Source organism: Devosia lacusdianchii, assembly GCF_022429625.1.
In the GTDB taxonomy this organism is placed as follows: Bacteria; Pseudomonadota; Alphaproteobacteria; order Rhizobiales; family Devosiaceae; genus Devosia; species Devosia lacusdianchii.
In genome coordinates, this window is record NZ_CP092483.1 from 1,183,305 (window position 1) to 1,206,726 (window position 23,422).

The 23,422-nt window shown below is 63.9% G+C and carries 27 protein-coding genes; 16 read left to right on the forward strand and 11 right to left on the reverse strand.

What is annotated here, in order from left to right; all coding sequences use genetic code 11:
• Window positions 1-66 precede the first annotated feature (66 nt).
• The 3 genes from MF606_RS05785 to MF606_RS05795 form a co-directional block, all read right to left on the reverse strand.
• Window positions 67-1,251: an MFS transporter gene (locus MF606_RS05785; protein WP_240232858.1), complete on the reverse strand. Its 1,185-nt coding sequence runs from the start codon at window positions 1,249-1,251 to the stop codon at window positions 67-69.
• Between the two features lie 27 nt (window positions 1,252-1,278).
• Window positions 1,279-2,289 carry an AraC family transcriptional regulator gene (locus MF606_RS05790; protein ID WP_240232859.1) on the reverse strand — a complete coding sequence of 337 codons (1,011 nt, stop codon included), beginning with the start codon at window positions 2,287-2,289 and terminating at the stop codon, window positions 1,279-1,281.
• A 152-nt stretch (window positions 2,290-2,441) separates the two neighbouring features.
• Window positions 2,442-4,520, reverse strand: a complete 2,079-nt coding sequence (locus MF606_RS05795) for a S9 family peptidase (protein WP_240232860.1) — start codon at window positions 4,518-4,520, stop codon at window positions 2,442-2,444.
• 182 nt (window positions 4,521-4,702) lie between these two features.
• Here MF606_RS05795 and MF606_RS05800 point away from each other — a divergent pair, with 182 nt between their 5' ends.
• From MF606_RS05800 to MF606_RS05845, 10 genes are all read left to right on the forward strand, one after another.
• Window positions 4,703-7,111 (forward strand): putative monovalent cation/H+ antiporter subunit A, encoded by a 2,409-nt coding sequence (locus tag MF606_RS05800; protein WP_240232861.1) that lies wholly within the window; start codon window positions 4,703-4,705, stop codon window positions 7,109-7,111.
• A complete protein-coding gene (locus MF606_RS05805) occupies window positions 7,108-7,533 on the forward strand; it encodes an MnhB domain-containing protein (protein ID WP_240232862.1) in 426 nt (141 codons plus the stop codon). Before MF606_RS05800 ends, MF606_RS05805 begins: the two co-directional genes overlap by 4 nt.
• Window positions 7,533-7,910 (forward strand): Na+/H+ antiporter subunit C, encoded by a 378-nt coding sequence (locus MF606_RS05810; RefSeq protein WP_240232863.1) that lies wholly within the window; start codon window positions 7,533-7,535, stop codon window positions 7,908-7,910. The genes MF606_RS05805 and MF606_RS05810 overlap by 1 nt, the downstream gene beginning before the upstream one ends.
• Before the next feature lie 11 nt (window positions 7,911-7,921).
• Complete coding sequence (locus MF606_RS05815) at window positions 7,922-9,460, forward strand: proton-conducting transporter transmembrane domain-containing protein (RefSeq protein ID WP_240232864.1); 1,539 nt, start codon at window positions 7,922-7,924, stop codon at window positions 9,458-9,460.
• Window positions 9,457-9,936, forward strand: coding sequence for a Na+/H+ antiporter subunit E (locus MF606_RS05820; protein ID WP_240232865.1), 480 nt, complete (start codon window positions 9,457-9,459; stop codon window positions 9,934-9,936). Before MF606_RS05815 ends, MF606_RS05820 begins: the two co-directional genes overlap by 4 nt.
• Window positions 9,933-10,229, forward strand: a complete 297-nt coding sequence (locus MF606_RS05825; RefSeq protein WP_240232866.1) for a cation:proton antiporter — start codon at window positions 9,933-9,935, stop codon at window positions 10,227-10,229. Before MF606_RS05820 ends, MF606_RS05825 begins: the two co-directional genes overlap by 4 nt.
• Window positions 10,226-10,579: a monovalent cation/H(+) antiporter subunit G gene (mnhG, locus tag MF606_RS05830; RefSeq protein WP_240232867.1), complete on the forward strand. Its 354-nt coding sequence runs from the start codon at window positions 10,226-10,228 to the stop codon at window positions 10,577-10,579. Before MF606_RS05825 ends, mnhG begins: the two co-directional genes overlap by 4 nt.
• 128 nt (window positions 10,580-10,707) lie before the next feature.
• Window positions 10,708-11,130 (forward strand): Ros/MucR family transcriptional regulator, encoded by a 423-nt coding sequence (locus MF606_RS05835; protein WP_240232868.1) that lies wholly within the window; start codon window positions 10,708-10,710, stop codon window positions 11,128-11,130.
• 207 nt (window positions 11,131-11,337) lie between these two features.
• A complete protein-coding gene (locus MF606_RS05840) occupies window positions 11,338-11,712 on the forward strand; it encodes a helix-turn-helix domain-containing protein (protein ID WP_240232869.1) in 375 nt (124 codons plus the stop codon).
• Window positions 11,699-12,199, forward strand: coding sequence for a DUF6456 domain-containing protein (locus tag MF606_RS05845; RefSeq protein WP_240232870.1), 501 nt, complete (start codon window positions 11,699-11,701; stop codon window positions 12,197-12,199). Before MF606_RS05840 ends, MF606_RS05845 begins: the two co-directional genes overlap by 14 nt.
• Window position 12,200: 1 nt before the next feature.
• Here MF606_RS05845 and MF606_RS05850 read toward each other — a convergent pair whose 3' ends face one another.
• The 3 genes from MF606_RS05850 to MF606_RS05860 all read right to left on the reverse strand — a co-directional run bounded on the left by MF606_RS05850 (window position 12,201) and on the right by MF606_RS05860 (window position 13,434).
• Window positions 12,201-12,626: a SufE family protein gene (locus MF606_RS05850; protein WP_240232871.1), complete on the reverse strand. Its 426-nt coding sequence runs from the start codon at window positions 12,624-12,626 to the stop codon at window positions 12,201-12,203.
• A 48-nt stretch (window positions 12,627-12,674) separates the two neighbouring features.
• Window positions 12,675-12,938, reverse strand: coding sequence for a hypothetical protein (locus MF606_RS05855; protein ID WP_240232872.1), 264 nt, complete (start codon window positions 12,936-12,938; stop codon window positions 12,675-12,677).
• A gap of 202 nt (window positions 12,939-13,140) precedes the next feature.
• A complete protein-coding gene (locus MF606_RS05860; protein WP_240232873.1) occupies window positions 13,141-13,434 on the reverse strand; it encodes a hypothetical protein in 294 nt (97 codons plus the stop codon).
• A gap of 377 nt (window positions 13,435-13,811) precedes the next feature.
• Here MF606_RS05860 and MF606_RS05865 point away from each other — a divergent pair, with 377 nt between their 5' ends.
• Genes MF606_RS05865 through MF606_RS05875 form a run of 3 tightly spaced genes read left to right on the forward strand, consistent with a single transcriptional unit; the run spans window position 13,812 to window position 17,119 of the window.
• Window positions 13,812-15,587 carry a PAS domain-containing sensor histidine kinase gene (locus tag MF606_RS05865; protein ID WP_240232874.1) on the forward strand — a complete coding sequence of 592 codons (1,776 nt, stop codon included), beginning with the start codon at window positions 13,812-13,814 and terminating at the stop codon, window positions 15,585-15,587.
• Window positions 15,584-16,783, forward strand: a complete 1,200-nt coding sequence (locus MF606_RS05870) for a peptidoglycan-binding domain-containing protein (protein WP_240232875.1) — start codon at window positions 15,584-15,586, stop codon at window positions 16,781-16,783. The genes MF606_RS05865 and MF606_RS05870 overlap by 4 nt, the downstream gene beginning before the upstream one ends.
• Window positions 16,784-17,119 carry a DUF1491 family protein gene (locus MF606_RS05875; RefSeq protein ID WP_240232876.1) on the forward strand — a complete coding sequence of 112 codons (336 nt, stop codon included), beginning with the start codon at window positions 16,784-16,786 and terminating at the stop codon, window positions 17,117-17,119.
• Between the two features lie 6 nt (window positions 17,120-17,125).
• Here MF606_RS05875 and MF606_RS05880 read toward each other — a convergent pair whose 3' ends face one another.
• Window positions 17,126-18,271 (reverse strand): DUF2336 domain-containing protein, encoded by a 1,146-nt coding sequence (locus MF606_RS05880; RefSeq protein WP_240232877.1) that lies wholly within the window; start codon window positions 18,269-18,271, stop codon window positions 17,126-17,128.
• 352 nt (window positions 18,272-18,623) lie between these two features.
• Here MF606_RS05880 and MF606_RS05885 point away from each other — a divergent pair, with 352 nt between their 5' ends.
• From MF606_RS05885 to chrA, 3 genes are all read left to right on the forward strand, one after another.
• Window positions 18,624-19,448: a hypothetical protein gene (locus MF606_RS05885; protein ID WP_240232878.1), complete on the forward strand. Its 825-nt coding sequence runs from the start codon at window positions 18,624-18,626 to the stop codon at window positions 19,446-19,448.
• A gap of 115 nt (window positions 19,449-19,563) precedes the next feature.
• A complete protein-coding gene (locus tag MF606_RS05890; protein WP_240232879.1) occupies window positions 19,564-20,253 on the forward strand; it encodes a TetR/AcrR family transcriptional regulator in 690 nt (229 codons plus the stop codon).
• A gap of 100 nt (window positions 20,254-20,353) precedes the next feature.
• Window positions 20,354-21,565 carry a chromate efflux transporter gene (gene chrA, locus MF606_RS05895; RefSeq protein WP_240232880.1) on the forward strand — a complete coding sequence of 404 codons (1,212 nt, stop codon included), beginning with the start codon at window positions 20,354-20,356 and terminating at the stop codon, window positions 21,563-21,565.
• A 6-nt stretch (window positions 21,566-21,571) separates the two neighbouring features.
• Here chrA and MF606_RS05900 read toward each other — a convergent pair whose 3' ends face one another.
• Genes MF606_RS05900 through MF606_RS05915 form a run of 4 tightly spaced genes read right to left on the reverse strand, consistent with a single transcriptional unit; the run spans window position 21,572 to window position 23,415 of the window.
• The gene (locus MF606_RS05900; RefSeq protein ID WP_240232881.1) at window positions 21,572-21,937 is read right to left on the reverse strand and encodes a VOC family protein; all 366 of its coding nucleotides are present in this window, start codon (window positions 21,935-21,937) and stop codon (window positions 21,572-21,574) included.
• Between the two features lie 27 nt (window positions 21,938-21,964).
• Entirely contained in the window at window positions 21,965-22,270 is a 306-nt protein-coding gene (locus MF606_RS05905; RefSeq protein ID WP_240232882.1) for a metallophosphoesterase family protein, read from the reverse strand.
• 30 nt (window positions 22,271-22,300) lie between these two features.
• Window positions 22,301-22,843: a DUF1254 domain-containing protein gene (locus MF606_RS05910; protein ID WP_240232883.1), complete on the reverse strand. Its 543-nt coding sequence runs from the start codon at window positions 22,841-22,843 to the stop codon at window positions 22,301-22,303.
• Entirely contained in the window at window positions 22,843-23,415 is a 573-nt protein-coding gene (locus tag MF606_RS05915; RefSeq protein WP_240232884.1) for a DUF1214 domain-containing protein, read from the reverse strand. Before MF606_RS05915 ends, MF606_RS05910 begins: the two co-directional genes overlap by 1 nt.
• Window positions 23,416-23,422 lie beyond the last annotated feature (7 nt).

Consider the following 23,422-nt stretch of genomic DNA (forward strand, 5'->3'; position numbering starts at 1 on the left):
TTCGTTAGAAGCGATGATCGTTCCAAAACGGTGCTGCCCGGCGCAAAGCCGCGCCGGGCGAAGTTCTCAGGCCTTGGGCTGGACCAGCGCCAGCAGTAGCGTGAGCGCGGCCAGGATCGCGGTCAGCAGCATATTGGCAACGGCCGAATAGGTGTCGACGACGTAGCCGCCGACGACGGCGCCGGTCGTGATCGCCACCTGAAAGGATACCACCATCAGGCTACCCGAGGTTTCGAGTGCGTCAGGCGCTGCACGCGACAGGTTGGCCTGAAGCGCCACCGGCGCCATGCCGAAGGCAAAGCCCCAGAGCGCAACAAAGGTGAACGCCGCCGCGACATTGGCACCCCATAGCACCAGCGCCAGCGCGGCAAGCGCCATGATCGCGCCGGTAATAGCGAGGGCGCGCCCGGCGTCGATGTCGGCCAGGCGGCCGGCGGCCAGGTTACCCAGCACGGCGGCGAGACCAAAACCGCCCAGAGCCAGCGCGATCATGTTCGTCGACAGGGCCGTCACCTGCTCAAGGAACGGGCGCACATAGACCGAACCGGTCATATGCCCAGCCATCAGCAGGATGATGGCCAGCATGCCCAATTGTATGCCCGGCCGGCGGAGCAGCCGGAAAACGTCGCCCAGGCTATTGCCGGTCGAAGCGGGCAGGGTGGGCAGGCCGAGCAATTGCAGCAGCAAAGCCAGGCCAGAAAGGCTAGCCGTCAGCGCCATAGCGCTGCGCCAACCTAGCCAGTCACTGATCAGGGCACCGAGGGAAGGAGCCGCGATGGTCGCAAGGGAAACGCCCAGGCCGACCATGGCCATGCCGCGGCCGATGGCGCCCTCGCCGACGATCCGTGCAACCACGGCCACCGAAAGCGCCCAGAAAGCGCTGAGTGCAATGCCCAGCCCAGCGCGGCCGAGAAGCAAGAGCCAGAAATCGGTTGCGAAAGCCGCGAGCAGATTGGAGGCGATGGCAAGAAGGCTGAGCCCGATCATCACCAGCTTGCGGTTCAACCGCCCAATCAGGACATTGCTGAAGAGGGCAGCCACGGCGCCGACGGACGCCGTGGCGGTGACCACCTGGCCGGCAGTGCCTTCGCTGATGCCAAGGTCGCTCGCCATCGGCGTCAGCAGGCCCGCAGGCAAGAATTCGGCCGAGACCAGGGCGAAGCTGGTCGCCAGCATGGACAGCATCGCGAGCCAGGTATTGGCGCTCCAGCGCTCGCGCGCACTCTCAAGAGGGAACGTTGTGTCAGTCATGATCGTCTCCAGAATTGGAGACGCGTTCTAGACCACCTGATCCGGACGATATGTGTCTAAAAATCCTAATTCCATATCCATTCGTCCGGGAGACGTGCGCCGCACCGCGCCTGGCGAAGTCTTGGTGATGCGCTTGAAGGCGCGTGCGAACGAGGCTTCGGATTCATAGCCTAGACGCGCCGCGACCTCGGCAACCGAGCTGCCGTTCTGGCTCAGCCATTCCTGCGCCAGCTGCATGCGCAGGCGGGTCAGGTAGCGCGCCGCGCCTTCGCCCAGAATGGCGCTGAACCGCTCGGCGAACACCGAACGGGATTGACCGGCAAAGCCTGCCAGCGTTTCGAGCGTCCAGTTGCCGCCGGGCTCGCGATGCATGGCCACGAGCGCCCGCCCGATATGGGGATCGCGAATGGCGGCGAGCCAACCGGTCGTGGGCCCAACGTTGCTTTTGACCCAGCAGCGGATCAAGCGGGCGGTAAGCAAGTCAGCCATGCGCGACAGGATGGTGGCGCTACCCATGCGCGGATCGCTGACTTCGACCGCCATGGCCTGCAGCAGCGGATTGACCATGGGGTCATGGGTAGCGACGTCACACCCCCTGATGATGGTCGGCATCAACCGGATGAGGGGATGCAGGGCAAAGGCACCCAGCGCCATCGTGCCGCAAAAAAGGGTGCTTGCCGGTCCCTCACCCTGCTTCACCACTTCCGAGACATTGCCGCCAAGCCTGGTGACCTGGCACCCCGCAAGCGAGTCGCATTGCAGCTCTGGGGCACTGGCCAGCCGGTGCCGCGCACCTTGCGGCAACAACACCAGATCGCCCTCGTTCAGCTGCTGCCAGTCTTCGGCCTCGGTATGCACCCAGCACGGCCCGGCGCTGACAAAGTAAAAGCGCAGCAGCGGCTGTTCGGGAAAGGTGATGCTCCAGGGGTGGCGGAGCTCGCACCGGCCATAGCTGACCCCGCTGAGGCGAAAGTCCTGCAGGACCTCGCTCAGGGCGTCTGTGGGTCGCGTGCTCGTGTCGGACGAATTGTTGATCATGTGGGGATTTTATTCATCGATCGTCCGGTGGGCAAGGTGGATGATCAATATGGGTTGGGCGGGCTAGCGCAACCCACCGAGTCATTCCCGCGAAAGCGGGAATGACGCCGTGCAATTACTCTGGCTCAGAACGAGCTCAAAGGCGCCCGCGTCTACGCCATTCCCACCACATCAAGCGCGAAGGCGTAGCACATGGCGGTTTCCTTGAGGCGGTCGAAGCGCCCGGAGGCACCGCCGTGCCCCGCGCCCATATTGGTGCGCAGATAAAGTGGGGCAGTATCGGTCTTGGTCGCCCGCAGGCGTGCTACCCACTTGGCCGGCTCCCAATAGGTCACGCGCGGATCGGTAAGCCCGGCAAGGGCGAAGATCGGCGGATAGGCCTTGGCGGCCACCTGCTCATAGGGCGCGTAGGCGGCGATGCGGGCATAGTCGTCTGCAGAGGCCAGCGGATTACCCCATTCGGGCCATTCGGGCGGCGTGAGCGGCAGGGTTTCGTCGAGCATGGTGTTGAGCACGTCGACGAACGGCACCTGGGCGAGAATCCCACCCCACAGGTCGGGCCTTAGATTGGCGACAGCGCCCATCAGCATGCCGCCGGCCGAACCGCCCTGGGCCACGATACGGCCCTTGGAGGTGTAGCCCTCGGCGATCAGCATTTCGGCCGAGGCGATGAAATCGGTGAAGGTGTTGGTTTTGTGCTCGCGACGGCCTTGGACGTACCAGCGATAGCCCTTCTCCATGCCGCCGCGAATGTGGGCGGTGGCATGGATGAAACCGCGATCGACCAGCGACAGCGCCGAGATTGAGAAGGACGACGGCATGGACATGCCGTAGGCGCCATAGCCGTAGAGCAAAGCAGGGGCGGCCCCGTCGAGCTTGGTGCCCTTGCGATAGAGCACGGTTACGGGAACCAGTTCGCCATCGTTGGCCTTGGCGAAGAGGCGGCGCGTCTCGTAGTCGGCGGGATTGTGGCCGGAAGGCACTTCCTGCTCTTTGAGCAGGGTGCGGATGCCGGTATCGAGATCGACGTCATAGGTGCGCGACGGTGTGGTCGGCGACGAATAGGTGAGACGGAATACCGAGGTGTCAAATTCGTAGCCAACCGACATGCCAAGCGAATAGGCCTCTTCGTCGAACTTGACCGTTTCCTCGCTGTTGGTGCGCAGGTCGCGCACGACAATGCGCGGCAGGCCTTCGAAGCGCTCCAGCCGGAGCAGGTGATTCTTAATGACGATCGTGTCGAGGATCAGCACGCCCTGCTGGTGAGGGACGAGGTCGGTCCAGTTCTCGGCGCCGGGATTGCTGACAGGTGCGACGGAGACTTTGAAATCCTCGGCGCCATCGGCATTGGTGCGGATGTACAGCAGGCCGTCGCGCTCATCGATGTCGTATTCGCGATCGGTGAGGCGAGGCGCGACGAGGCGGGGCTCGCCGCCAAGCTCGGCATCGATCAGCCAGCATTCGCTGGTCTGGTGATCATGCGCATCGATGACGATGAACTTGTCCGAAAGCGTGCGGCCGACGCCGACAAAGAAGCCGGGGTCCTTCTCCTCGAAGATAACAGGATCGCTCGCCTGGTCGGTGCCGATGGTATGGAGGCGGATGCGGTAGGGGCGGTGATTGTCGTCATACTCAGTGTAGTAGAGTGCGCTGGAATCGTTGGTCCATACATAGGAACCCGCCGTGTCCTTGATGATTTCGGCACTATCCTTGCCGGTATCGAGATCGCGGATGACAATGTCATAATATTCCGAGCCGGCGCGATCTGCGGCCCAGGCGAGGTAGCGGTGCGAGCGATCATGCTCGGCGCCGGCAAAGCCGAAATAGTCGTCGCCTGCTTCGACATTGCAATCGAGCAATACGGTCTCAGGTCCGCCATCGCGTGGCGTGCGCACGATCAGGGGGTACTGCTTGCCCTCGAGCATGCGCGAATTATAGGCGAAGGGGCCGTCCGGAGAGGCGATGCCACTGTCGTCCTCTTTGATGCGGCCGCGGATTTCCTTGTAGATCGTCTCCTGCAGCGCCTCGGTCGGCTTGCCGAAATCGGCCTCGTAATAGGCATTCTCGGCGTCGAGATAGGCGCGGATTTCCGCGTCCAGCGTCTCGGGCTTCTGCATCACCTCCTGCCAGTTCTCTGCGCGCAGCCAATGGTACGGGTCGTCGCGCTGGACGTTGTGGAACGTGACGACATGCGACTTGCGGGCGGCGACGGGCGGGACGGTCTTGGGCATGGGATGATCCGTAGAGGCGGGTGCACTGACATAGGACGCTAGGGCAACCAAAGGAAGAGGGGCGGCCCACAGCACGGGATAACATGACGCACCGGGCCGTTTTAGCTTGTCGCGGGAGACTCAGACGCTAAGGTCTTGCGCGAAAACCGTCTGTTCAGAATCGGTAGTTGGGGTGCGGGGCGTTGGAACCGGGTCAGGATGCGAGTATAGCGCTGGTGGCGATCGGGCCATTCGTCGCCGCCGCACTGGCGCCGGTGCTTCACCGGCTGACCAGGCCGTTTTCCGGCTGGGTCCTGGCATTAGTGCCTGCGGCCATCTTCTTGTTTCTGCTGCATTTTATCGAGCCCATCGCGGCTGGTAACGCCATTTCTGCGCGCATCGGCTGGATCCCGGCCTATGGCCTCGACCTGTCGTTTTTCATCGACGGGCTGAGCCTGACCTTCGCGCTGACCATCTCGGGCATCGGCGCGCTCATCGTGCTCTATGCGGGGTCTTACCTGAAGGGCCATCCGCATCTGGGGCGGTTCCTCGGCTTCCTGTTGGCCTTCATGGGGTCGATGCTTGGCTTGGTGCTTGCTGACAGCATGCTGGCGCTTTTCATGTTCTGGGAACTGACGGCGGTCATGTCGTTCCTGCTGATCGGTTTCGATCATGAGCGACAGGCGGCGCGGCGCGGTGCTATCCAGGCGCTCGTCATCACCAATATCGGTGGCATGGGGCTGCTGGTCGGCGTGATCCTGGTCAATCAGTTGAGCGGCACCTGGGAGTTGAGCACCTGGCGCGAGGTCGGCGACAGCGTGCGCGGGCATGGGCTCTATGGCCTCGTGCTCGGCTGCTTCCTGCTCGCCGCCTTCACCAAGTCGGCGCAGGTGCCATTCCACTTCTGGCTGCCCAATGCCATGGAGGCGCCGACGCCGGTTTCGGCATTCCTGCATTCGGCGACCATGGTGCAGGCCGGCGTCTACCTGTTGGCGCGCACGACCCCGGTTTTGGGCGGCACGACCGCCTGGACGGTCATCCTTATCTGCTTCGGTGGCGCGACGCTGCTCTGGGGGGCGCTGGGCGCGATGCGGCAGACCGACCTCAAGCAGATGCTGGCGCAAAGCACGGTGGCGTCGCTGGGATTGCTGGTGCTGCTGATCGGCATGGGCAGCGAAGCGGCCATCGCGGCGGCGGTGATCTATTTCGTGGCGCATGCGCTCTACAAGGCCGGGCTCTTCATGGTGGTCGGTGCGATTGATCATGAGGCGGGGACGCGCGATATCACCGCCCTGGGCGGGCTGGCCGATCGGATGCCGGTGACCTTCATCGCCGCGGCTCTGGCGAGTTTTTCGATGATCGGCTTGCCGCCGGCCATCGGCTTCTTCGCCAAGGAGGAGATGTATCTTGACCTGGTCAGCCTGCAATGGCCGCAGATCGCCATCCTGGCCGCGCTCTTGATCGGCAATGCGTTGCTGGCGGCGGTGGGCGGGCTGGTGGCGATCCGGCCCTTCCTCGGCGCCCTGGCGCCCACGCCCAAATCGGGCCATGAGGCACCCGTTGCCATGCTCGCTGGACCGGTCGTGCTGGGTGCAGCCGGCCTCGTCACAGCGCTCATGGTGGATTGGTTTGGCCGCGTCGTACTCGCGCCGACGGCCTCCGCCGTGCTGAACAAGCCGGTGGAGAGCCATCTAAGCTGGGCGATCGATCCCGCAAGCCCGGTGCTCTGGCTCTCGGTAGCGACTTGGGTACTGGCCATCCTCGCCTATCGTCAGGCCGCGGCAATCCGCACCTTGCTGCGGCGCCTCGAGGCCGCGCTTGGCTGGACCGCCGATACCGTCTTCGATGCGGTGATGTTCGGGCTCATTCGGTTTGCTGGCGCCGTGACGCGCCTGCTGCATCACGGGCGGCTGGAACTCTATCTCGTGACGGTATTCGCCATGCTGGCGCTGGCCTTGGCGGTGCCGCTGTTTGCCCTTGGCGGCATCGAGGCGCTGCTGCCGAATGCCGAGCTCGGCAATTGGTCGGCGTGGCTGCAATGGCCCGAACTGCGGCCTTACGAATGGGGCGTCATTGCACTGGCGCTGGTGGGCCTTAGCGCCATTCTCGCCGCACCGAACCGGCTGGTCGCTATCCTGGCACTGGGCGTGCAGGGTACGGCGGTGGCGCTGATCTTCCTGCTGTTCGGCGCGCCGGACCTGGCCTTCACCCAGTTCATGGTCGAAATCCTGTCGGTGGTCATCCTCGCATTGGTGATGACGCGGCTGCGGCTCGACGAGCGCGACCAGCGCCCGTTCGAGGACCTGCTGCGCGACGGCACGCTGGCGATCGTCTGCGGCGCGGGCGTGAGCCTGCTGCTGATGGTGGTGCTGTCGGGTACGCTCGATACGCGGCTGTCGGACTTCTTCACCGCCACCAGCGTGCCCGTGGCGCATGGCGCCAATGTCGTCAACGTGATCCTCGTCGACTATCGCGGCTTCGATACGCTGGGCGAAATCTCGGTGGTGATGGCGGCCGGCATCGCTATCATGGTGCTGTTGCGCAGCCGCCAGAAGCCGGCTCCGCCAGCGGCTCCGACGGCGCCACGCAAGCGCAGGAAGGCGGTCGTATGAACACACTGATCTTCCGCACCTTCGCGCCGCTCATCGTTGCCACCATGCTGGTCTTCTCGGTCTATATCTGCCTGCGCGGCCATAACGAGCCGGGTGGTGGCTTCATCGGCGGGCTGATAGCCGCGTCCTCCATCGCCATCCTCGGCATGGCCTCGGGGCCGGCAGTGGCGCGGCGGGCGCTGCGGTTCGACCCGCTTGGTTTCGCCGGTTTCGGCGTCTTCATCGCCGGTCTTTCCGGCCTGATGTCGATCTTCAACGACACCCCCTTCATGACCAGCATCTGGCTCTATCTCGACCTCGGTGAGACCACGGTGCCGTTCTCCACCCCCATGGTGTTCGATATCGGCGTCTATTTCGTCGTGTTCGGCACCATCGCCTCGATCGCGCTGGCGCTCGAAGACAGCAGCGGAGACGAGAGCTGATGGATTTCGTGATCGCCGCCCTTGTCGGTTGTTTCGTGGCGCTCGGCGTCTACCTGCTGCTGTCGCGGTCACTGATCCGCATGCTGCTTGGGCTCGTCGTGCTGGGCAATGGCGTCAACCTGCTGATCTTCACTGCCGGGCGGCTGACGCGTGAGGCCGCGCCGATCGTGCCGGCCGGGCTGGAGCATCCGGCTGGTCCGATCGCCAATCCGCTGCCGCAGGCGTTGATTCTGACCGCTATCGTCATCGGCTTCTCGATGTTCAGCTTCCTGCTGGTGCTGGCCTATCGGGCCTATCAGACCCTGGATGCCGACAATACCGACAACATGCGCGTCGCCGAGCCGGATGACGCGCCCAACCCGCCGCTGAGCTACTGATGGAAACGCTGGTGCAAGCCACCCCAGTTCTGCCGGGTGATTGGGTCATCGTGCTACCGCTGGTGCTCGCGCTGATGACCGCGGCCGTGTTGGTGATGCTACGCGAGGCAGCCCGCGTCGGTTTTGTGCTGGCGCTGCTGGCCGTAGGGGCCATCGTTGCGTCCGAGGTGGCTTTGCTGCTGCGCGTGCTGGAGAGTGGCCCGGTGAGCATGACCATGGGCAATTGGTTGCCGCCGTTTGGGATCAGCTTCACCGCCGACCTGTTCGGAGCGGGTTTCGCATTGGCCGCGGCGCTGGTGACGATCATCGTGCTGGTTTATGCCGAGGCCGAACGCAGCGGGCGCGACGGTAAGGACGGCTTCCATGCTCTGGTGCTGCTGCTTCTGGCCGGCGTGACCGGCTCATTCCTCACCGGCGACCTGTTCAACCTCTATGTCTGGTTCGAGGTGATGCTGATCGCCTCGTTCGGTCTGATGGTCATGGGTGGCGGCGCGGCGCGACTCGATGGCGCCGTCAAATACGGCTTCCTCAACTTCCTCGCGACGTCGCTATTCCTGCTGTCGCTAGGCCTGCTCTATGGCCTCCTCGGCACGCTCAACATGGCCGACATCCTGCGCGCCGCTCCTTCCGCCAATCCGGCGGCGATGACGGGCGTCGCATCGTTGCTGCTGTTGGCCTTCGGCATGAAGGCGGCGGCGTTCCCGGTCAATGCCTGGCTGCCGGCATCCTACCACACTCCGCCGGCGGTCATTTCGGCCCTGCTCGCGGGCCTGCTGACCAAGGTCGGGGTCTATGCGCTGTTACGGGCCCTGGTCGCCATCCTGCCGGGCAGCCGCGACGTGCTGGAGCCGGTACTGGCCAGCATTGCCATCGCCACGCTGGTCATTGCGCCCCTGGGCGCAATCGCGGAGACCAATCTGCGGCGAGCCATCGGCTTTGTGGTCATCGGCGGCATCGGCGCGGTGCTGGCCGGTATCGCCCTGCCATCGCAAAGCGGCGTGGCCGGGGCCGGGGCGTACATTTTTCACGCTATCCTGACGATGACGGCGCTCTATCTCGTGGCCGGGCTCGTCGAGCGCGGGACCGGCCAGATGGATTCGCGGCGGATGGGTGGGCTCTATGCCGCCAGCGCTCCACTTTCCATCCTGTTCCTTGTGCTGGTCCTGGCGGCGGCCGGCGTGCCGCCCTTCCTCGGCTTCTGGCCCAAGCTGCTGCTGCTCGAAGCCGGGCTGGGAGCAGGGGGGTGGCGCGGCGGATTGCTGGTAGGCGCGCTCGTCGTCAACGCCGTGCTGACCCTGATCGCCGGCTCACGGCTATGGGCCCACATATTCTGGCGCGCGGCGCCCGGAGCCTTTCCAGAAAACCCGGTTGCCGTCGGCAATGGCGAGTGGCGCCTGCGCTATGGAGCTGCCGGGCTGTTGGTCGGCGCCATCGCGGCGGCGGGGCTCTGGCCCAACTTCCTCTTCGAGGTCGCCATCACCGGGGCCGCCGATATTCTAAATCCGGCGCGCTATGTGGCGGCGGTCGGGCTGGCGGGAGGTACGCCATGAACGTCGTACCGATGATCGCGCTGCTGGCGCTAACCTGGGCGGCCATCACCGGCAACTTTAGCGGGCTAAACGTGCTGCTCGGCGCCGCGGTTGGCGGCGCGGCAGCACTGCTGCTGCGTCATTGGTTCGGCGGCGCGCCGATGCTGCGCAAACTGCGGCGTGCCCTGTCGCTGGCCGTGCTGTTTCTCTATGAACTCAATGTCAGTGCGGTGCGCGTCGGGCTGATCGTGCTGACGCCCGACCTGCGGTCGGCGCTGCGTCCCGCAATTGTCGCTTTTCCGTTAACCGTAAAATCGGACGCCGAAATCGCGCTTTTGGCAAACCTCATCACACTGACGCCGGGAACCTTGAGCGTCGACGTCTCCGACGACCGCGCCACGCTCTATGTGCATGTGCTGAACCTGGCGTCACGCGAGCAGCTGATCGCGGACATCGCAAGGGGTTTCGAGCGCAAGGTGCAGGAGGTGTTCGCATGAGCCCGGCCGATATGCTCTCGCTCGCGACTATGGTTGCTCTTGTCATCCTGGGGTTGGCGCTCGTTCTCGCCACCATCAGAATCATCATTGGGCCGACATTGGCCGATCGGGTGCTGGCGCTCGACCTGCTCACCATGGTGGCAATGGGCTTTGTCGGCGCCATCGCCATCCGCACGGGCCTCACGCTCTATCTCGACATTGCCATAGCCCTGGCACTGCTCGGTTTTCTCGCGACGGTCGCGCTGGCGCGCTACCTGATGTCGCGACCGGTAAAGCAGGAGGACAATCCATGATCGCCGATTTGATGATCTATCTGGGTTGCCTGTTGGTGTTGCTTGGCTCCGTGTTTACCCTGTTGGCGGCAATCGGCATTCTTCGGCTTCCCGATCTGCTCACGCGCATGCATGCTGCGTCCAAGGCCGGAGTCGTTGGCGGCGGACTGATTCTACTGGCCGTTGCATTGGTAAGTTTCGATAGTGCGATTGCGCTGCGTGCAATAATTGGCGTGGCGTTCCTTTTGCTGACTACGCCGATTGCAGCTCATCTGTTGGCGCGGGCAAGTTATCGTATTGATAGTGCACAAATCAAAAATATGGTGGTCGATGAGCTGAAGTCTAAAAACGGCCAAACTCCCACTGCATAAATAGCCGCGACTGCTTACATGTTAATTGCCCCGGGTCGGGTTGCGGCATGCAGTAAACAGCCCTAGAAATGCACCACGGCTGTGACTGCCCTTTTCGCGGCCCAATAAGAAAAAATGAAAGGTTGAACATGAGTGACACCACCGGCGCGGCGACCGGTTACGAGCAAGACCTGATCGAACTCAGCACCGAAATCGTCTCGGCCTATGTGAGCCACAATGCCGTGAGCCCGACCGATCTGCCCAAGCTGATCGCCGACGTTCATGGTGCACTGCGTGCCCTTTCTTCCAACGAAGCACCGCTTCCCGTGGAAGAGCTGAAGCCCGCCGTGCCTGTCCGCAAGTCCGTTGCGGCCGACTACATCATCTGCCTGGAAGACGGGAAGAAGTTCAAGTCGCTGAAGCGCCATCTGCGCACCCACTACAATCTCTCGCCGGAAGAATACCGCGAGAAGTGGGGCCTGCCCGCCGACTACCCGATGGTTGCCCCCAACTACTCGGCCACTCGCTCCAAGCTGGCCAAGGACAACGGCCTCGGCCGCAAGGCAGCGTAAGCTCGTCCACACCACGAAACGTCGCGCTTGCTGGTCCCCAAGAACCGTGCAGGCCCCGGCGATAACCAGAATTCAAACGGCCGCTCGCAAAGCGGCCGTTTGAATTTGTGGCATAAGCTCCCCACTCGGTTATCCCACTTATCCCCGTCCCGCTTGCCCTGTCGCAATATCTAGGAATAAATTCCTTGATATCGATGAGGCCAGCCGATGTACGACCTTCTTGCCGGGCCAGCCGCGCCCACTTTCCACGATGCCGGGGCAGCGGACGCCTGGCCCCTTGATGATGTCATAGCGCTGGTGGCGCGTGCAAGAAATGTTCCCGCACGGCTACTTACGCATAAGTCACGCTGCCGGGCGCAGGCGGCGAGGGCCCGCCAGATCGCCATGTACCTGTCCCATGTCATCCTCGGGCGCAGCCTGACGGAGATCGGTGACGCTTTCGGACGTGATAGGACTACTGTCTCATATGCTTGCGCTTTGATCGAGGACATGCGCGACGATGCGGTGTTCGACGAAGAAGTGCAGCAACTGGAACAGCGGCTGGAAACCCTGCGCGATGGAGGCGGCAATGGCGCGCATTGAAGACAACGCGCTGCCCCGCCTTGCGGCGTCGCGCGATGGGGAAGCGCCATTCTTGCTTAGCCATCATCTGGCGGCGGCAGATCGGCTCGAACGGCTCATCGAGCGGAGCCGAATCTCGCCGCGCGTTACCATGTCGTATGACCCCGCCCGTGTTGGCGGGCGTTCACAGGGCAATGGCGTTGCCGAGGCGTCCGATACCGCCGCCGCGGCGCGACAGCGGCTGAACCGGCTGGCCGGCCTGCTGCCGGCGGACTGCTGGGGCGTGCTGTTCGACGTCTGCGGCCTGGGCAAGGGCCTGCAGCTGGTCGAGACGGAGCGACGCTGGCCGCGCCGCAGCGCCAAGCTGGTATTGCGCATCGGTCTCGACCAACTGGCGGCTCAGTTTGGGCTGACCCCGCACGCAACGGGCGCGGATGGCGTGGGGACGCAGGCCTGGTTGGAGGAAAGGCTGCCGCTGATCGCGGACGTGCCGCCGACCCGGAGCTAGATCAACTCAGCGCCTTGGCTTCGGTTCGAATGCGGTTGACCATCGCGACCAGGCCATTGGAGCGCTGCATGCCCAAATGCTCGCTCAGGCCGACCTTCTTGAACCAGGCGATGGCATCGGTTTCGGCGATCTCCGCAGCCGGGCGGCCAGAATAGAGCGCGATGAGCACCGCTACGAGACCCTTGGTGATGATGGCATCCGATTGGCCGCGGAAGCTCATGACTGGCGAACCGCTCGATTGGTCTGTGCTGGACACCAGCCAGACATTCGACACGCAGCCCTTCACCTTGGTGTCTGGCGTCATGTCGCTTTCCGGCATTGCCGGCAGCGCTTGGCCTAGCTCGATGAGATAATTCAGCCGGTCCTCCCAGTCGTCGAGGAAGGAGAGGTTTTCTGCAATGTCCTGAAAGGCGGCGGGCTCGGTCATGTCTGCTATCTAGGCCAAGGTCACAGGCATTTCCAGTTCCGTCGGCCGCTATTCGATGTCGGGGATGTCGCCGTGCTGGAACAGCACCTCGGGCTCGCCGAACTCCCCGTTCACCAGATCGGCCGATCGAGACCAGGCAATGACGCCGGCGTGGCGGCGCGCCAAATCCTTTGCCGACCGGATGGCGGTGCCGGCATCCCGCATTTCGCGCGGCTCGAACGCCGGCAGCAGATCGCCTTCCTCGTTCTTGTCGAAAGCAAGCAGGACGATCAGTTTCGTCGGGCCCTTTGGCGATTGGTCGTCTTGCGTCATGTCTGCTGAACCCTTGTTGCAGACGCAGAGGTACGTCCAAAGCACACCGCCGAACAAGGGCACGCCGCGCAATGGGCAAAGAAAAAGCCGCAAGCACGGGGCAGCGTGCTTGCGGCAGGGCCAGGGGTCGCTGGAGTGCGTCGCTTGGGGAAGTGACGCGACCCACTGGGGTCGATTTCGGGCGCCCTGTGACGGGCGTCCGCTATCCCGCCCAGTCCGGCCGGGGCCGGGGGAAGGGGACCGGACTGATCGCTGGCGTCTCATGCATGGGAAAGCCAGCCGACGGGGAAGCCTGCAGCGCGGCGGCAATCACGGCCTTGCCGCCGACGCATTGAAAACTGTCACATTCGATGTTGACGACCTGTTCGGCGACCACCTTCGTCCCGGCCGCCAGGGCCTGGGCCGACAATGCGCTGGCATCGGGAAGATCGACGCCGGGCTTGATCACCATATAGGCGACCGTCAGCCAGAAAACCGATCGAACAACAACAAACATTAGCCTGATCCAAAACTGTCGCAGACCCTGATCCGTCTGCATCACCGAGCCTAGGCGGGGGCCATTAAGCTGCGTTGGGAGAATTCGATAAAATTTGAATCAAATCCGTCGCGATACCGGAAGGTGGGCAACACCTTGTTTACGCTAACCCGAGAAAGGGCCTCCCGGAGCCGCCCGCAAGCCATTGCCGGGGCAGGTGTTTAAGGCGGCTTTAGCTCTTGGACCCCAGTGTGGCTGCAACAAGACCCGAAGGTCATTCGGGCGGAGCGTAGCGGGCAAGGCCGCGCTTCGAGGTGCTACCGGCACCGTCACTGCTGGCGTCGTGATTGTGAGTAATGCGTATGCGTAGCCTGTTCTCTTTCGGCGCAAGCAAAGAGATGTCCCTGGCCATCGCCGGCACCGGCCATCGGCCGGAAATGCTGCGCCGCAAGACGCTCGCCAACAATTCGCGCATCACCATCGTCCTTGGCGCGCTCGCCATGCCTTTCGCCATCTATTGGCTGGTCACGGGCAGCCTGCTGCCATTCGTGATGGCCGCTATCGCGCTGGGTAGCGGCATGACCACGCTTGCTTTGCATCAGCGGCGCATGTTCGAGCAGGCGGCCGCCGGGCAGGTTCACACCTTGCTGCTGCTGGGCCTGCTGCTGGCGCTGGCCGATAGCCGGCTGGCTGACGCAGGCCTCGCTGTCGCGCTCATGGCGCCGGTGCTGGCCTCGCTGCTGGGCCGTCCGCAATTGCGTCGGCAGAGCTGGTTTCTGCTGGCTGGTGTCGGCGCCCTTGCCGGCCTCTCTGCCCTGTTCGCCGCCGCCGCCATTCCGATGGAGCCGGCGACGCTGGTGATCTGCTCGGCCGTGACCTTCATCGGCAGTATCGGTGTGGTGATCCACACCGCCAACCGCATCAACGCGGCCTATGAGGTTTACGACAAGGCGCAGGTGACCGCCTACCGGCACCTGATCGAACACGTGCAGGACGCAGTGATTCGCTTTTCCAGCGATGGCGAAGTGCTGCTGGCGTCGCGCTCGTCGGAGGCGCTGTTCGGCTGCCGCCGCTATGAATTGACCGGAAGTGGTCTCGGCGAGCGCCTGCATGTGCTCGACCGTCCCGCTTACCTCACCGCTTTTGCCGACGCCAACCAGGGCGGCAAGTCGCGCACCATCGAGGTGCGGATGCGCCAGGATGACCCGTACGCAACCAGCAACGTGCCGCATTTCATCTGGGTGGAGGTCAGCCTGTCGCCTGTGGTCGATCCCGAGACCACCGCGGTGCGTCACGAGGTCGTGGCGCTGCTGCGCGATGTCACGGATCGTAAGGACAATGAAGCGGCCATGGCCGAAGCGCGCCGCGCAGCCGAGGAAGCATCCGAGGCCAAGTCGCGTTTCCTGGCCACCATCGGGCACGAGCTGCGTACGCCGCTCAACGCCGTGGTCGGCTTCTCCGAGATGATGACATCAGGCATTGGCGGAGAACTGTCACAGACGCACCGCGAGTATGCCGGGCTAATCCATCAGAGCGGCAAGCATCTGCTCGAAGTGGTGCGCATGCTGCTCGACATGTCTCGGCTCGAAGCCGGCAAGTTCGAGCTGCAGACCGAGCCGTTCCAGCCCCAGGACATTGTCGAGCCCTGCTTCGACATGGTGCGCGATATGGCCCAAAAGCACGAGATCACGCTTGTCGCCGATATCGGCAAGAGCCTGCCCATGCTGGTGGCCGACGAGCGCGCCTGCCGGCAGATCCTGCTCAACCTGCTCTCCAACGCGGTCAAGTTCAGCCATCCAGGCGGCAAGGTCACGGTAACGCTGAAGCGCCAGGGACAGAGCCTCAACCTCTCGGTCAGCGACCACGGCGTGGGCATGGCGCCCGAATCGCTGAAGCGCGTCGGCGAGCCGTTCTTCCAGGCCCAGGACGGCCTGTCGCGGCCCTATGAAGGGACGGGGCTCGGCCTCTCCATCGTCAAGGGCCTGGTGGATTTGCACGAGGGCACGCTGCGTGCGATCTCGGAAATCGGATCGGGGACAACCGTGACAGTTTTACTTCCCATAAACGGTCCGGCAATAAAGACCGAGGAAACTGCTATCGTAACGCCTCTCCGCAAAGAGCCAGCCGCCGCACCCATCACCCCATGGCAAGACGAAAAAAGAAAAGCGCAATGACGGCTTCGACCTTCACACACCTGCCTCTGATGGCGGGCAGCGCCATTGCGACCTCGCTCGGTCGCGTCGGGCTTTGGACCCTGTCGCGCTATATGCGCGCGCCGCTGGCCTCGACGGGCCTGTTGGCCATGGTCACGCTGACGGCGCTGGCCGGCAGCAATGCGCTCTACTTCCAGACGGCCCGGCACCCTGCGCCATTCTTCGGCCAGCCCGGCGACGTTCCGGTATCGGTGGTGGCGCCAGCAGCCCAGCCGCTGGCGGCGCCCGAACCGGTGATGCCCGCACAGCGGTCCGCCGCGGCGGTGCCGCCTATCGCCAACGAGACGACGGGCAGCGTAGCGCCGATTGCGGCGCCGGTGATTCCGGACGCGCCCGTGGGCAACAAGCAGGCATTTGATGTTCAGAAGAAGCTGACCGAACTGGGCCTGTTCCAGGGCACGGTCGACGGCTTCTATGGCCCCATGACGGCCCGCGCCATTCGTGCCTTCGAGGAACGCAATGGCCTGGTGCCGACCGGCGCGCTAACGCCGGGTATTGTCGACGCGATTCTGCGGGCAGATGCCTCCGGCTTTGCCCCGCAGGCGGTCGCAGTACAGCCGCAACCCGCTCCGGTCGCGGCACCTGTTGCTCCGCCGGTGCAGCAGGTTGCGGTGCAACAGCAGGTTGCTCCCCAGCCGACGCCGCAGGCCGACCGCGTGGTCGCGCGCTTGCCCGAGCTGACGCCCATCGATGCTGCGGTCGACACCGTCGGTAACGCCGCGGCCGAGACCATCGATTCGATCGTGGCTGCTGTCGGCGGATCACGAACCACGCCGGCTGCCCAGGGCGCGGCGCCGATCCCGGCGTTGCCGATGATGGCGGCGACCAGCGCTCAGCCGATGCCGGCGCCCGTACAGGTCGCTTCGCTCGAGCCAATGGCCCCGCCGCAGCCGGTCACCGCGATCCAGCAGCAGCCAGTGGCGAACCAGCAGATGGCCGCGACTACGGTAGCGCCCGCCAATAATGTGCAACTGGTCAGTCAGATCCAGCGCGGCCTGGCCAGCCTCGGCTTCTACCATGGCTCGATCGACGGACACCCCGGCGACGCGACGGCCAAAGCGATCCGCGAGTTCGAGAACTTCCACAGCTATCGGGTGACCGGGCAGATAAAGCCTGACCTGGTCGGCCTGCTGCGCGATGCCGGCGCATCCATCTAGGTGGGCCTGCTTCGCACCGATATCTGGTGCAGCGCTTTCGTCAGGCGCCATAACGACCTGGGCAATATGTGCGTGGTGGCACGCCGCGGCGACCTGATCGCCGGGCAGGTGTTCGTCGAGGTCGATCACCTTGATGGCACGATATCCCTCTTTACCCCGGCGCCCATGGCGAGCCGCAAGGACGATGCCGATCTGGTGTTCCAGCGGCGCTTCGCACGCGCGGAACCCGCCAAGGTGCGGGAGAGAATCGCCCGCGAGATCGATTTTGATCCTGACCTGTGGGTGATCAGCCTCGATCTGAGGGGCGATGATCCGGGGATAGAGGTGGTGAGCTAAGCCACCTCAGCCGGCGCGCTTGATGCCGATGCGGGCCAAGGCCTCGATGGCCTGTTCGACCACCGGATTGTGGGCCGGGGCCAGGGCCGCGGGGGTGCGGCGGCTGGTCTCGGTGAAGGGCTTGTACTCGGGCTTGGAGAGCTCGAGCAGGTTCACCTCGCCGCGCCAGGCGCTCATGAGATAAGCCATGGATTCCGGGGTGACGTTGCCGAAGAGCGTGGCGAAATCGGCCAGGGCGCGGGAGCGGTCGCTGTCGTGGCTGGTGGCATGGATCAGCACCTTGAGCCCGTCATAAGCCGAGCAGCCGAAGGCGCGCAGGATGACGAAGAGCGAGGCACCGGTGACGTCATGCGCGATCTGGCCGCAGCGGACTTCGTCGAGGCCGGTGAGTTGGCTCAGCAGACGCGTCACTTCCGGACGGCGATTTTCGGAGAACAGTTTCATCAGGGCTTTGGTCAACTCCTGATTGGCGACGGTGAGCTGTTCGATGGTCTTGCTGATCGGCGCAAGCGGCGTTTCGCGGTGGGCATAAGCCCGGATAACCTTGACACGATCATCGTCGGAAAGATCGAAGAAGGCGGGGGCGAGCAGGGCGGCGTCGAAGTCGGCGCGCTTGGCCAGGGCCTCGGCTACCATGTGGTCCATCTGCGCTGAGCGGGCCAGGGCGCTGAGATAGGCGCCTCGTGGCACGATGGCGGTATTGGCGGCAAGGGCGCGGTAGACCTTGCGCGAATTCATCTGGAAGAGCTTCGCGAGCACCACGTTCGACAGGTCTGGCCGCGCCGCAATGATGGCAGCAGCGGGGACGTCATAGCGGGCGATGATATCGAGCATGGTCGGCTCGCTGAGCTCGACCGCGCTTTGCAGGAAGCTATTGAGATCCTCGCCGATATTCTCGACTACGAGCTGCTCGAGGGCAGGGGACAGGATTTCGGCGCGCCCCAGGATTGCGGCGCCCTTGGCGCGGGCCTGCGGGCCGGCAATGGGGAATAGCCGCCCGGCCAGGGTCTCAAACTGTTCCATTTCGGGAGGGGTCGGCTTGCCGCGGCGGGCATAAGCATCGCAGGCGGCGATCAGGAGCGTGTTGGTTCGATCGACCCCGCCGGTCTCGATCAGCAGTTGAAACGTCTCGTAGGGCTGGAAACCAAGCATTTTGCGGGGACCGTCACTTCGGAATCGCATCACATTTGATGCATGGCCACTCTTGCCGCCAATTCGTTAGCAGACTGTTAACCTTGACGATCTCTTAATGCGGACATGAAGCGGTGCGCTGGGCAACGCACCATCGTTGGCAACGCGAGACGCTGCCCCCTTGGGAAGGGGGAGCGAATTGAACTGGAGGCAGGCTTGGGAAAGCTCGTCAAATTCGATCAGCGGCGAAAACCCGCCGGCGCTGGAAAACGCAGCCCCGGTGACGCCCAAATACTGATGTTTACCGGGGTGCGTTATGAGCGCGGGACACCGCCAACCAATAGTCTCGACCCGTCGCGACCCAAGCGCAAGCGTGGGTGATCGTTCTGGCGCGCTGCTGCGCGCATTCTCCTTTTGCCTACTGGCCGGCCTAGCCGCTGGCTGCGTCGCGCGCCCGGTGGGCGATTTCGGCCGTGCCACTCCAGGCTTCACCCATGATACCGCCATGCCTGCAGCCGGGGATTTCCTGGCGCGGCAACGCAAGGAAGCAGTCTCGAACTTCAACGAAACCGACCAGGAGCGCGAGATGCATGATCGCGTCTGGCGTTTTCTCGTCGCCGCCCATTCCAAGGACTGGTTCTACGATACCGCCGTCGAGTTGCAGCGCACGCGCATCACTCCGGCCCAGGACGTCAATTTCACCATCGAGCGCTATTACAACTGGCTGCGGCAGACGCCTTACCAGTCCTCGCGCACGCGCTATTCCACGGTCGGCGCGCATATCACCTCCGATATCGACACCATTCCCAAGACCTTCGCGGCTATCTGCGCGGTGATCGAGGTGGATCGGCAGCGGGCACTGGCACTTGAAAGCCTCGGGGGCGGCCTGCCGCCGGAGCGGGGACTCAACGTGGCGGCGCGCAAGTCCGAGAACAGCGCGCATATCAACTGGTTCGTCCGGGCTCTGAACTATCGCTACGATAGCTACGACTTTGCGCTCGACAACCTGCTGGTAGAAACGCCGCATGAGCAGTCGGTGGCGGTGGACGAGGCGCTGCGGCGGATGTCCGTTTATGTGGGCCGGGCCAACCGGCACGATTTCTGCAGCGGAGCAGACCCCTCGGGCGGCTATGGCGATGTCGTCATACCGTCACGTTTCCAGAATATCGGCGACCAGGAAATCGTGCTGCCCAAGTAAGGCGGGGCGAATCGGTCCCAAGCGCCGATGGCCATCGCGCCTACCCACTTATCTTGACTTTCGTGGCGGTACGAGTGAGAAACAAACCGACGGTCGGTTTTAGAGGGTTTTCGACGTGACACGGGCCTATCTGAGTGCCGAAGCGCGACGGGAACAAATCCTGGATTGCGCGCAGCACCTGTTTTTCACCAAGGGCTATGAGGCGACCACCGTACAGGACCTGATGCTGGCGGCAGGCGTTTCCAAGGGCGGATTTTATCATCACTTCGGCGCTAAGGAGGACGTGCTCCAGGCGCTCAATGCCCGACTGGCCGCAGTATCGGTGTCGGTACTGGAGACGGTGATGGCATGGCCGGGGCTGACGGCCTTCGAACAGCTCAACCAATCATTGCGCGGCCTGCGCCACTTCAAGCGCGAGACGGCAAGTGGGCTGGTAGCAGCGTTCGAGACGCTGATGCGGCCGGAAAATATTGCGCTCTATGAGCGGATCAGGCGCACCAACATCCAGACTGTGCTGCCCTACTTTGAGAAAATCATCGAAGCGGGGCAGCAGGATGGGAGCTTCAACGTGCCCAACGCCCGGGTCGCCGCCGAGGCGGTTCTGTCGCTGGGCAGCATGAGTCATGAAACCGTGGCGGCCGCTCTTGCCGCCCGAGGACAAGACCGGGCCGCGGCCAACAAAGCCTTGCAAGAGGCGATGACCTTCCAGGGCGTCATCATTGATCGCATCCTGGGAATGCCCGATGGCAGTATTGAGTTTGTGGAGCCCGGATATGTCGACGCGCTGCTGCCGATCGAGGATTAAGCGGAAACGCACGATCCAAGCCGCGGTGTCGTAATCCCGTTGCGTTTACGTAGGATGGGTGACACCGACTAGCGCTGCCAATTAACGGCAAGGTGGGGGAATGTACTTGCACGAAACGACCAGCCGCAGCGGCTCGCCGGCCGAAGTGCTCACTGTGTTCCTCAAGCTCGGACTGACCTCGTTTGGCGGGCCGATCGCGCACCTTGGGTTTTTTCGCGACGAGCTGATCGTCCGCCGCCGCTGGATGGACGAGCAGGGGTATGGCGACCTGGTGGCGCTGTGCCAGTTTCTGCCGGGGCCGGCATCGAGCCAGGTTGGATTTGCCCTGGGTCTGTGGCGGGCGGGGCCGCTCGGTGCGCTTGCGGCCTGGCTGGGTTTCACCCTGCCTTCGGCAATCCTGCTGGTGGCTTTTGCCCTCAGTGCTGCGGCGCTTGATGGACCGTTTGCGCAAGGGGTGCTGCATGGCCTCAAGATCGTCGCCGTGGCGGTGGTAGCGCAGGCGGTGTGGGGCATGGCCAAAAGCCTGGCGCCGGATCGACAGCGCGCCGGAATCGCCGTGGCGGCATTGGCGCTGGTCGTCTTGCTGGCCGGAGCCATGGGACAGGTCATTGCCATCGCCCTCGGCGCCCTGGCCGGGCTGTGGTTATGCCGCGATACGGTGGCCGCGCCGGCTGGAATGCTGCGCTTTCCGGTGAGCCGGACAGCCGGCCTCGCGGCACTGGGGCTGTTCGCGCTGCTGCTGGTTGGCCTGCCTCTGGTGGCCGCCAACACCGGGGCCCACGGCATCGACGTGTTCGATGCCTTCTATCGCGCCGGATCGCTGGTGTTTGGCGGCGGACATGTAGTGCTTCCGCTGCTCGATGCCGAGACGGTGGCGAGCGGTTGGGTGAGCAAAGATGCTTTCCTGTCCGGCTATGGCGCAGCACAGGCCGTGCCGGGACCGCTGTTCACCTTTGCCGCCTTTCTGGGCGCGTCCGGCAGCCTGCCGCCCGATGGCGTGCTGGGCGCGGCTATCGCGCTGGTCGCGATCTTCCTGCCGGGCTTTCTGCTGCTGGTCGGGGCGCTGCCATTCTGGGACGCCGCCCGCAGCCGGCCATGGGCACAAGCGGGCATGCGCGGCGCCAATGCTGCCGTGGTGGGGATATTGGGCGCCGCGCTCTACGACCCGGTCTGGACCAGCGCAATCTTGCGACCGCTAGATTTCGTGCTGGCCGTCACCGGCTTCGTGCTGCTGGTAGCCTGGAAAGCGCCGCCCTGGATCGTTGTGCTGCTGCTGGCGGCGGCAGGTGGCGCGATTGGCGCTGTCGGTTAGCGTGCCTCACACCGTCTGGACGGCGATGCGATTGCCCTCGCTATCGGCGATCTCGGCGACGAATGCACTGTCGCCAATCGCGGTTTTGGGGAAGAGAATGGCGCTTCCCTGTGCCTCCGCTTTTGCCAGCACATCGTCGATGTCAGTAACGCTCAGATAGACGATGGCGCCGTTGACGGTCGGCACATAGACTTGGCCCTCGGCCAGTGCACCGCTGGCGCCGTCCTGACCTGCCTCGAACGGAAAATAGGCCATCCTGTTGCCGTGGATGTCGGCGATCTCACCAAACGTCACGCCAAGAACCGCAGAGTAGAACTGCATGGCGCGCTCAAGGTTGGTGACGGGGATTTCGACATGGGCGATCAGGTTCATTCGATCCATCTTGAACAGGAAAATCGTTCAGGCGAGCGGTGCTGGCCATTCGTGATGAGGGAGCAACTGGGCCAACGTCTGGTGCTCGGTTCGGCCCAGGAGGACCCGGGCGTCCAGATTGCGGTCAGGGAGGGCGAAGACAGGGCAGTCCAGCACTGACAACCGGTCGAGCATTGCATCGTAGCCCGTCGCCCAACCATCGCCGACGATGTCGCCGGTGATGATAACAGCGTCGGGGGCGAGGGTGTTCAGCCAGGCCACGGCCTTGCCCCAAGCCTCGAGATTGGCGTTTCCTGCACTGGCATGGATGTCCGAAATTTGCGCTATGAGCACATCGTTCTCACTTCAGCACGCCAAACCGGATCAGCTCTTCGTACCGCAGCTCGCTTCCGATAGCTTGGCTTCGAAGCGGGCGCGCATGGCTTGGTGGGGTGGCGCGAGGCGGATCAGGACGAAGAGCTTGTTGGAGGCTGATTCCACTACCAGCAGCCCTTCGGCCACGTCGAGCTCCTGTTGCGCGAGCAGGCGGGTCTGGGCGGCGTTGAAGACACCGAGCTCAAGGGTCTGTCCGATGCCATCGCGATTGGTGGTCGAATAGACGATGACGCCGGCCTCGTTGAACAGGGCAACCGACCAGAACGCGTCGGGCAGGATGCCGCTGACATAGGCCGGGCCGTTCGCGAGGTCGATTTCGCAGAGGCCGTAGATCAGATCGGGGTCCAGATCGAGCGGATTGGGCGCGCCGGCCTCGACTGGCGGCAGGATGACCACGCGGTTGTCGGCCTCGAAGGCCGAGGCGCGCGTCCACACCGTTTCCTCGGTCAGCAAGGGCAGGGTGAGGATGACGATGATGTGGATGATGCCGCCAAGCACCACGCCACCCAGTAACCAAAGCAGGAAACGCATCATGTGCATTCCCCCCGCTCGATCGCCGGCATGGATTCGTCGCTGGAAAAGCCGGAGAACACCGCCGTGTCGTAGAGCGTCAGCACCAGCGTTATCGGGCCATCGCCCGTCAGTTCCAGCCAATTGCCGGGCATGAGGCGCGTGCCGATATTGATCGTCAGATCGCCATCATTGGTGCGGGCTATGCTACTCGAGCGCATGGCCAGATCACCATCGGGCACGGCGACATTGGCGCCCTTGGCGTCGATCGCCACGAGCGTCCAGAACGTGGCCAGCGGCGTTTTGCCAGATATATGATAACCGCAGGCGCGGACCAGCGGCTGGCCGTCGCTATCGGTGCTGGCGGTGAACTGCAGCCCTTCGGCCTGCCCCAATTGCAGGCTGGCCTCTCGGGCTAGGTGGCCGCGCGTATAGGGGTTGGGCGCGGGGGCGCCAACATCCGGCCAAGCGGTCCACGGTCCGACCCGGGCGACGCCGAACAGCCGCCCGTCGGTCAGTGCGTAATAGCTGAGCCCGAAGCCGACGCTCAGGGCAACGGCGATCATCATCAGCAGGTAGAGGACAAAGCGCACGGCTCAG

What these genes read in the sequence shown, in the direction of transcription:
- MF606_RS05785 (WP_240232858.1), bottom strand. Translation starts at nt 1,251, where the DNA reads ATGACTGACACAACGTTCCCTCTTGAGAGTGCGCGCGAGCGCTGGAGC.
- MF606_RS05790 (WP_240232859.1), bottom strand. Translation starts at nt 2,289, where the DNA reads ATGATCAACAATTCGTCCGACACGAGCACGCGACCCACAGACGCCCTG.
- MF606_RS05795 (WP_240232860.1), bottom strand. Translation starts at nt 4,520, where the DNA reads ATGCCCAAGACCGTCCCGCCCGTCGCCGCCCGCAAGTCGCATGTCGTC.
- MF606_RS05805 (WP_240232862.1), top strand. Translation starts at nt 7,108, where the DNA reads ATGAACACACTGATCTTCCGCACCTTCGCGCCGCTCATCGTTGCCACC.
- MF606_RS05810 (WP_240232863.1), top strand. Translation starts at nt 7,533, where the DNA reads ATGGATTTCGTGATCGCCGCCCTTGTCGGTTGTTTCGTGGCGCTCGGC.
- MF606_RS05820 (WP_240232865.1), top strand. Translation starts at nt 9,457, where the DNA reads ATGAACGTCGTACCGATGATCGCGCTGCTGGCGCTAACCTGGGCGGCC.
- MF606_RS05825 (WP_240232866.1), top strand. Translation starts at nt 9,933, where the DNA reads ATGAGCCCGGCCGATATGCTCTCGCTCGCGACTATGGTTGCTCTTGTC.
- mnhG (WP_240232867.1), top strand. Translation starts at nt 10,226, where the DNA reads ATGATCGCCGATTTGATGATCTATCTGGGTTGCCTGTTGGTGTTGCTT.
- MF606_RS05835 (WP_240232868.1), top strand. Translation starts at nt 10,708, where the DNA reads ATGAGTGACACCACCGGCGCGGCGACCGGTTACGAGCAAGACCTGATC.
- MF606_RS05840 (WP_240232869.1), top strand. Translation starts at nt 11,338, where the DNA reads ATGTACGACCTTCTTGCCGGGCCAGCCGCGCCCACTTTCCACGATGCC.
- MF606_RS05845 (WP_240232870.1), top strand. Translation starts at nt 11,699, where the DNA reads ATGGCGCGCATTGAAGACAACGCGCTGCCCCGCCTTGCGGCGTCGCGC.
- MF606_RS05850 (WP_240232871.1), bottom strand. Translation starts at nt 12,626, where the DNA reads ATGACCGAGCCCGCCGCCTTTCAGGACATTGCAGAAAACCTCTCCTTC.
- MF606_RS05855 (WP_240232872.1), bottom strand. Translation starts at nt 12,938, where the DNA reads ATGACGCAAGACGACCAATCGCCAAAGGGCCCGACGAAACTGATCGTC.
- MF606_RS05860 (WP_240232873.1), bottom strand. Translation starts at nt 13,434, where the DNA reads ATGTTTGTTGTTGTTCGATCGGTTTTCTGGCTGACGGTCGCCTATATG.
- MF606_RS05865 (WP_240232874.1), top strand. Translation starts at nt 13,812, where the DNA reads ATGTCCCTGGCCATCGCCGGCACCGGCCATCGGCCGGAAATGCTGCGC.
- MF606_RS05870 (WP_240232875.1), top strand. Translation starts at nt 15,584, where the DNA reads ATGACGGCTTCGACCTTCACACACCTGCCTCTGATGGCGGGCAGCGCC.
- MF606_RS05880 (WP_240232877.1), bottom strand. Translation starts at nt 18,271, where the DNA reads ATGCTTGGTTTCCAGCCCTACGAGACGTTTCAACTGCTGATCGAGACC.
- chrA (WP_240232880.1), top strand. Translation starts at nt 20,354, where the DNA reads ATGTACTTGCACGAAACGACCAGCCGCAGCGGCTCGCCGGCCGAAGTG.
- MF606_RS05900 (WP_240232881.1), bottom strand. Translation starts at nt 21,937, where the DNA reads ATGAACCTGATCGCCCATGTCGAAATCCCCGTCACCAACCTTGAGCGC.
- MF606_RS05910 (WP_240232883.1), bottom strand. Translation starts at nt 22,843, where the DNA reads ATGCGTTTCCTGCTTTGGTTACTGGGTGGCGTGGTGCTTGGCGGCATC.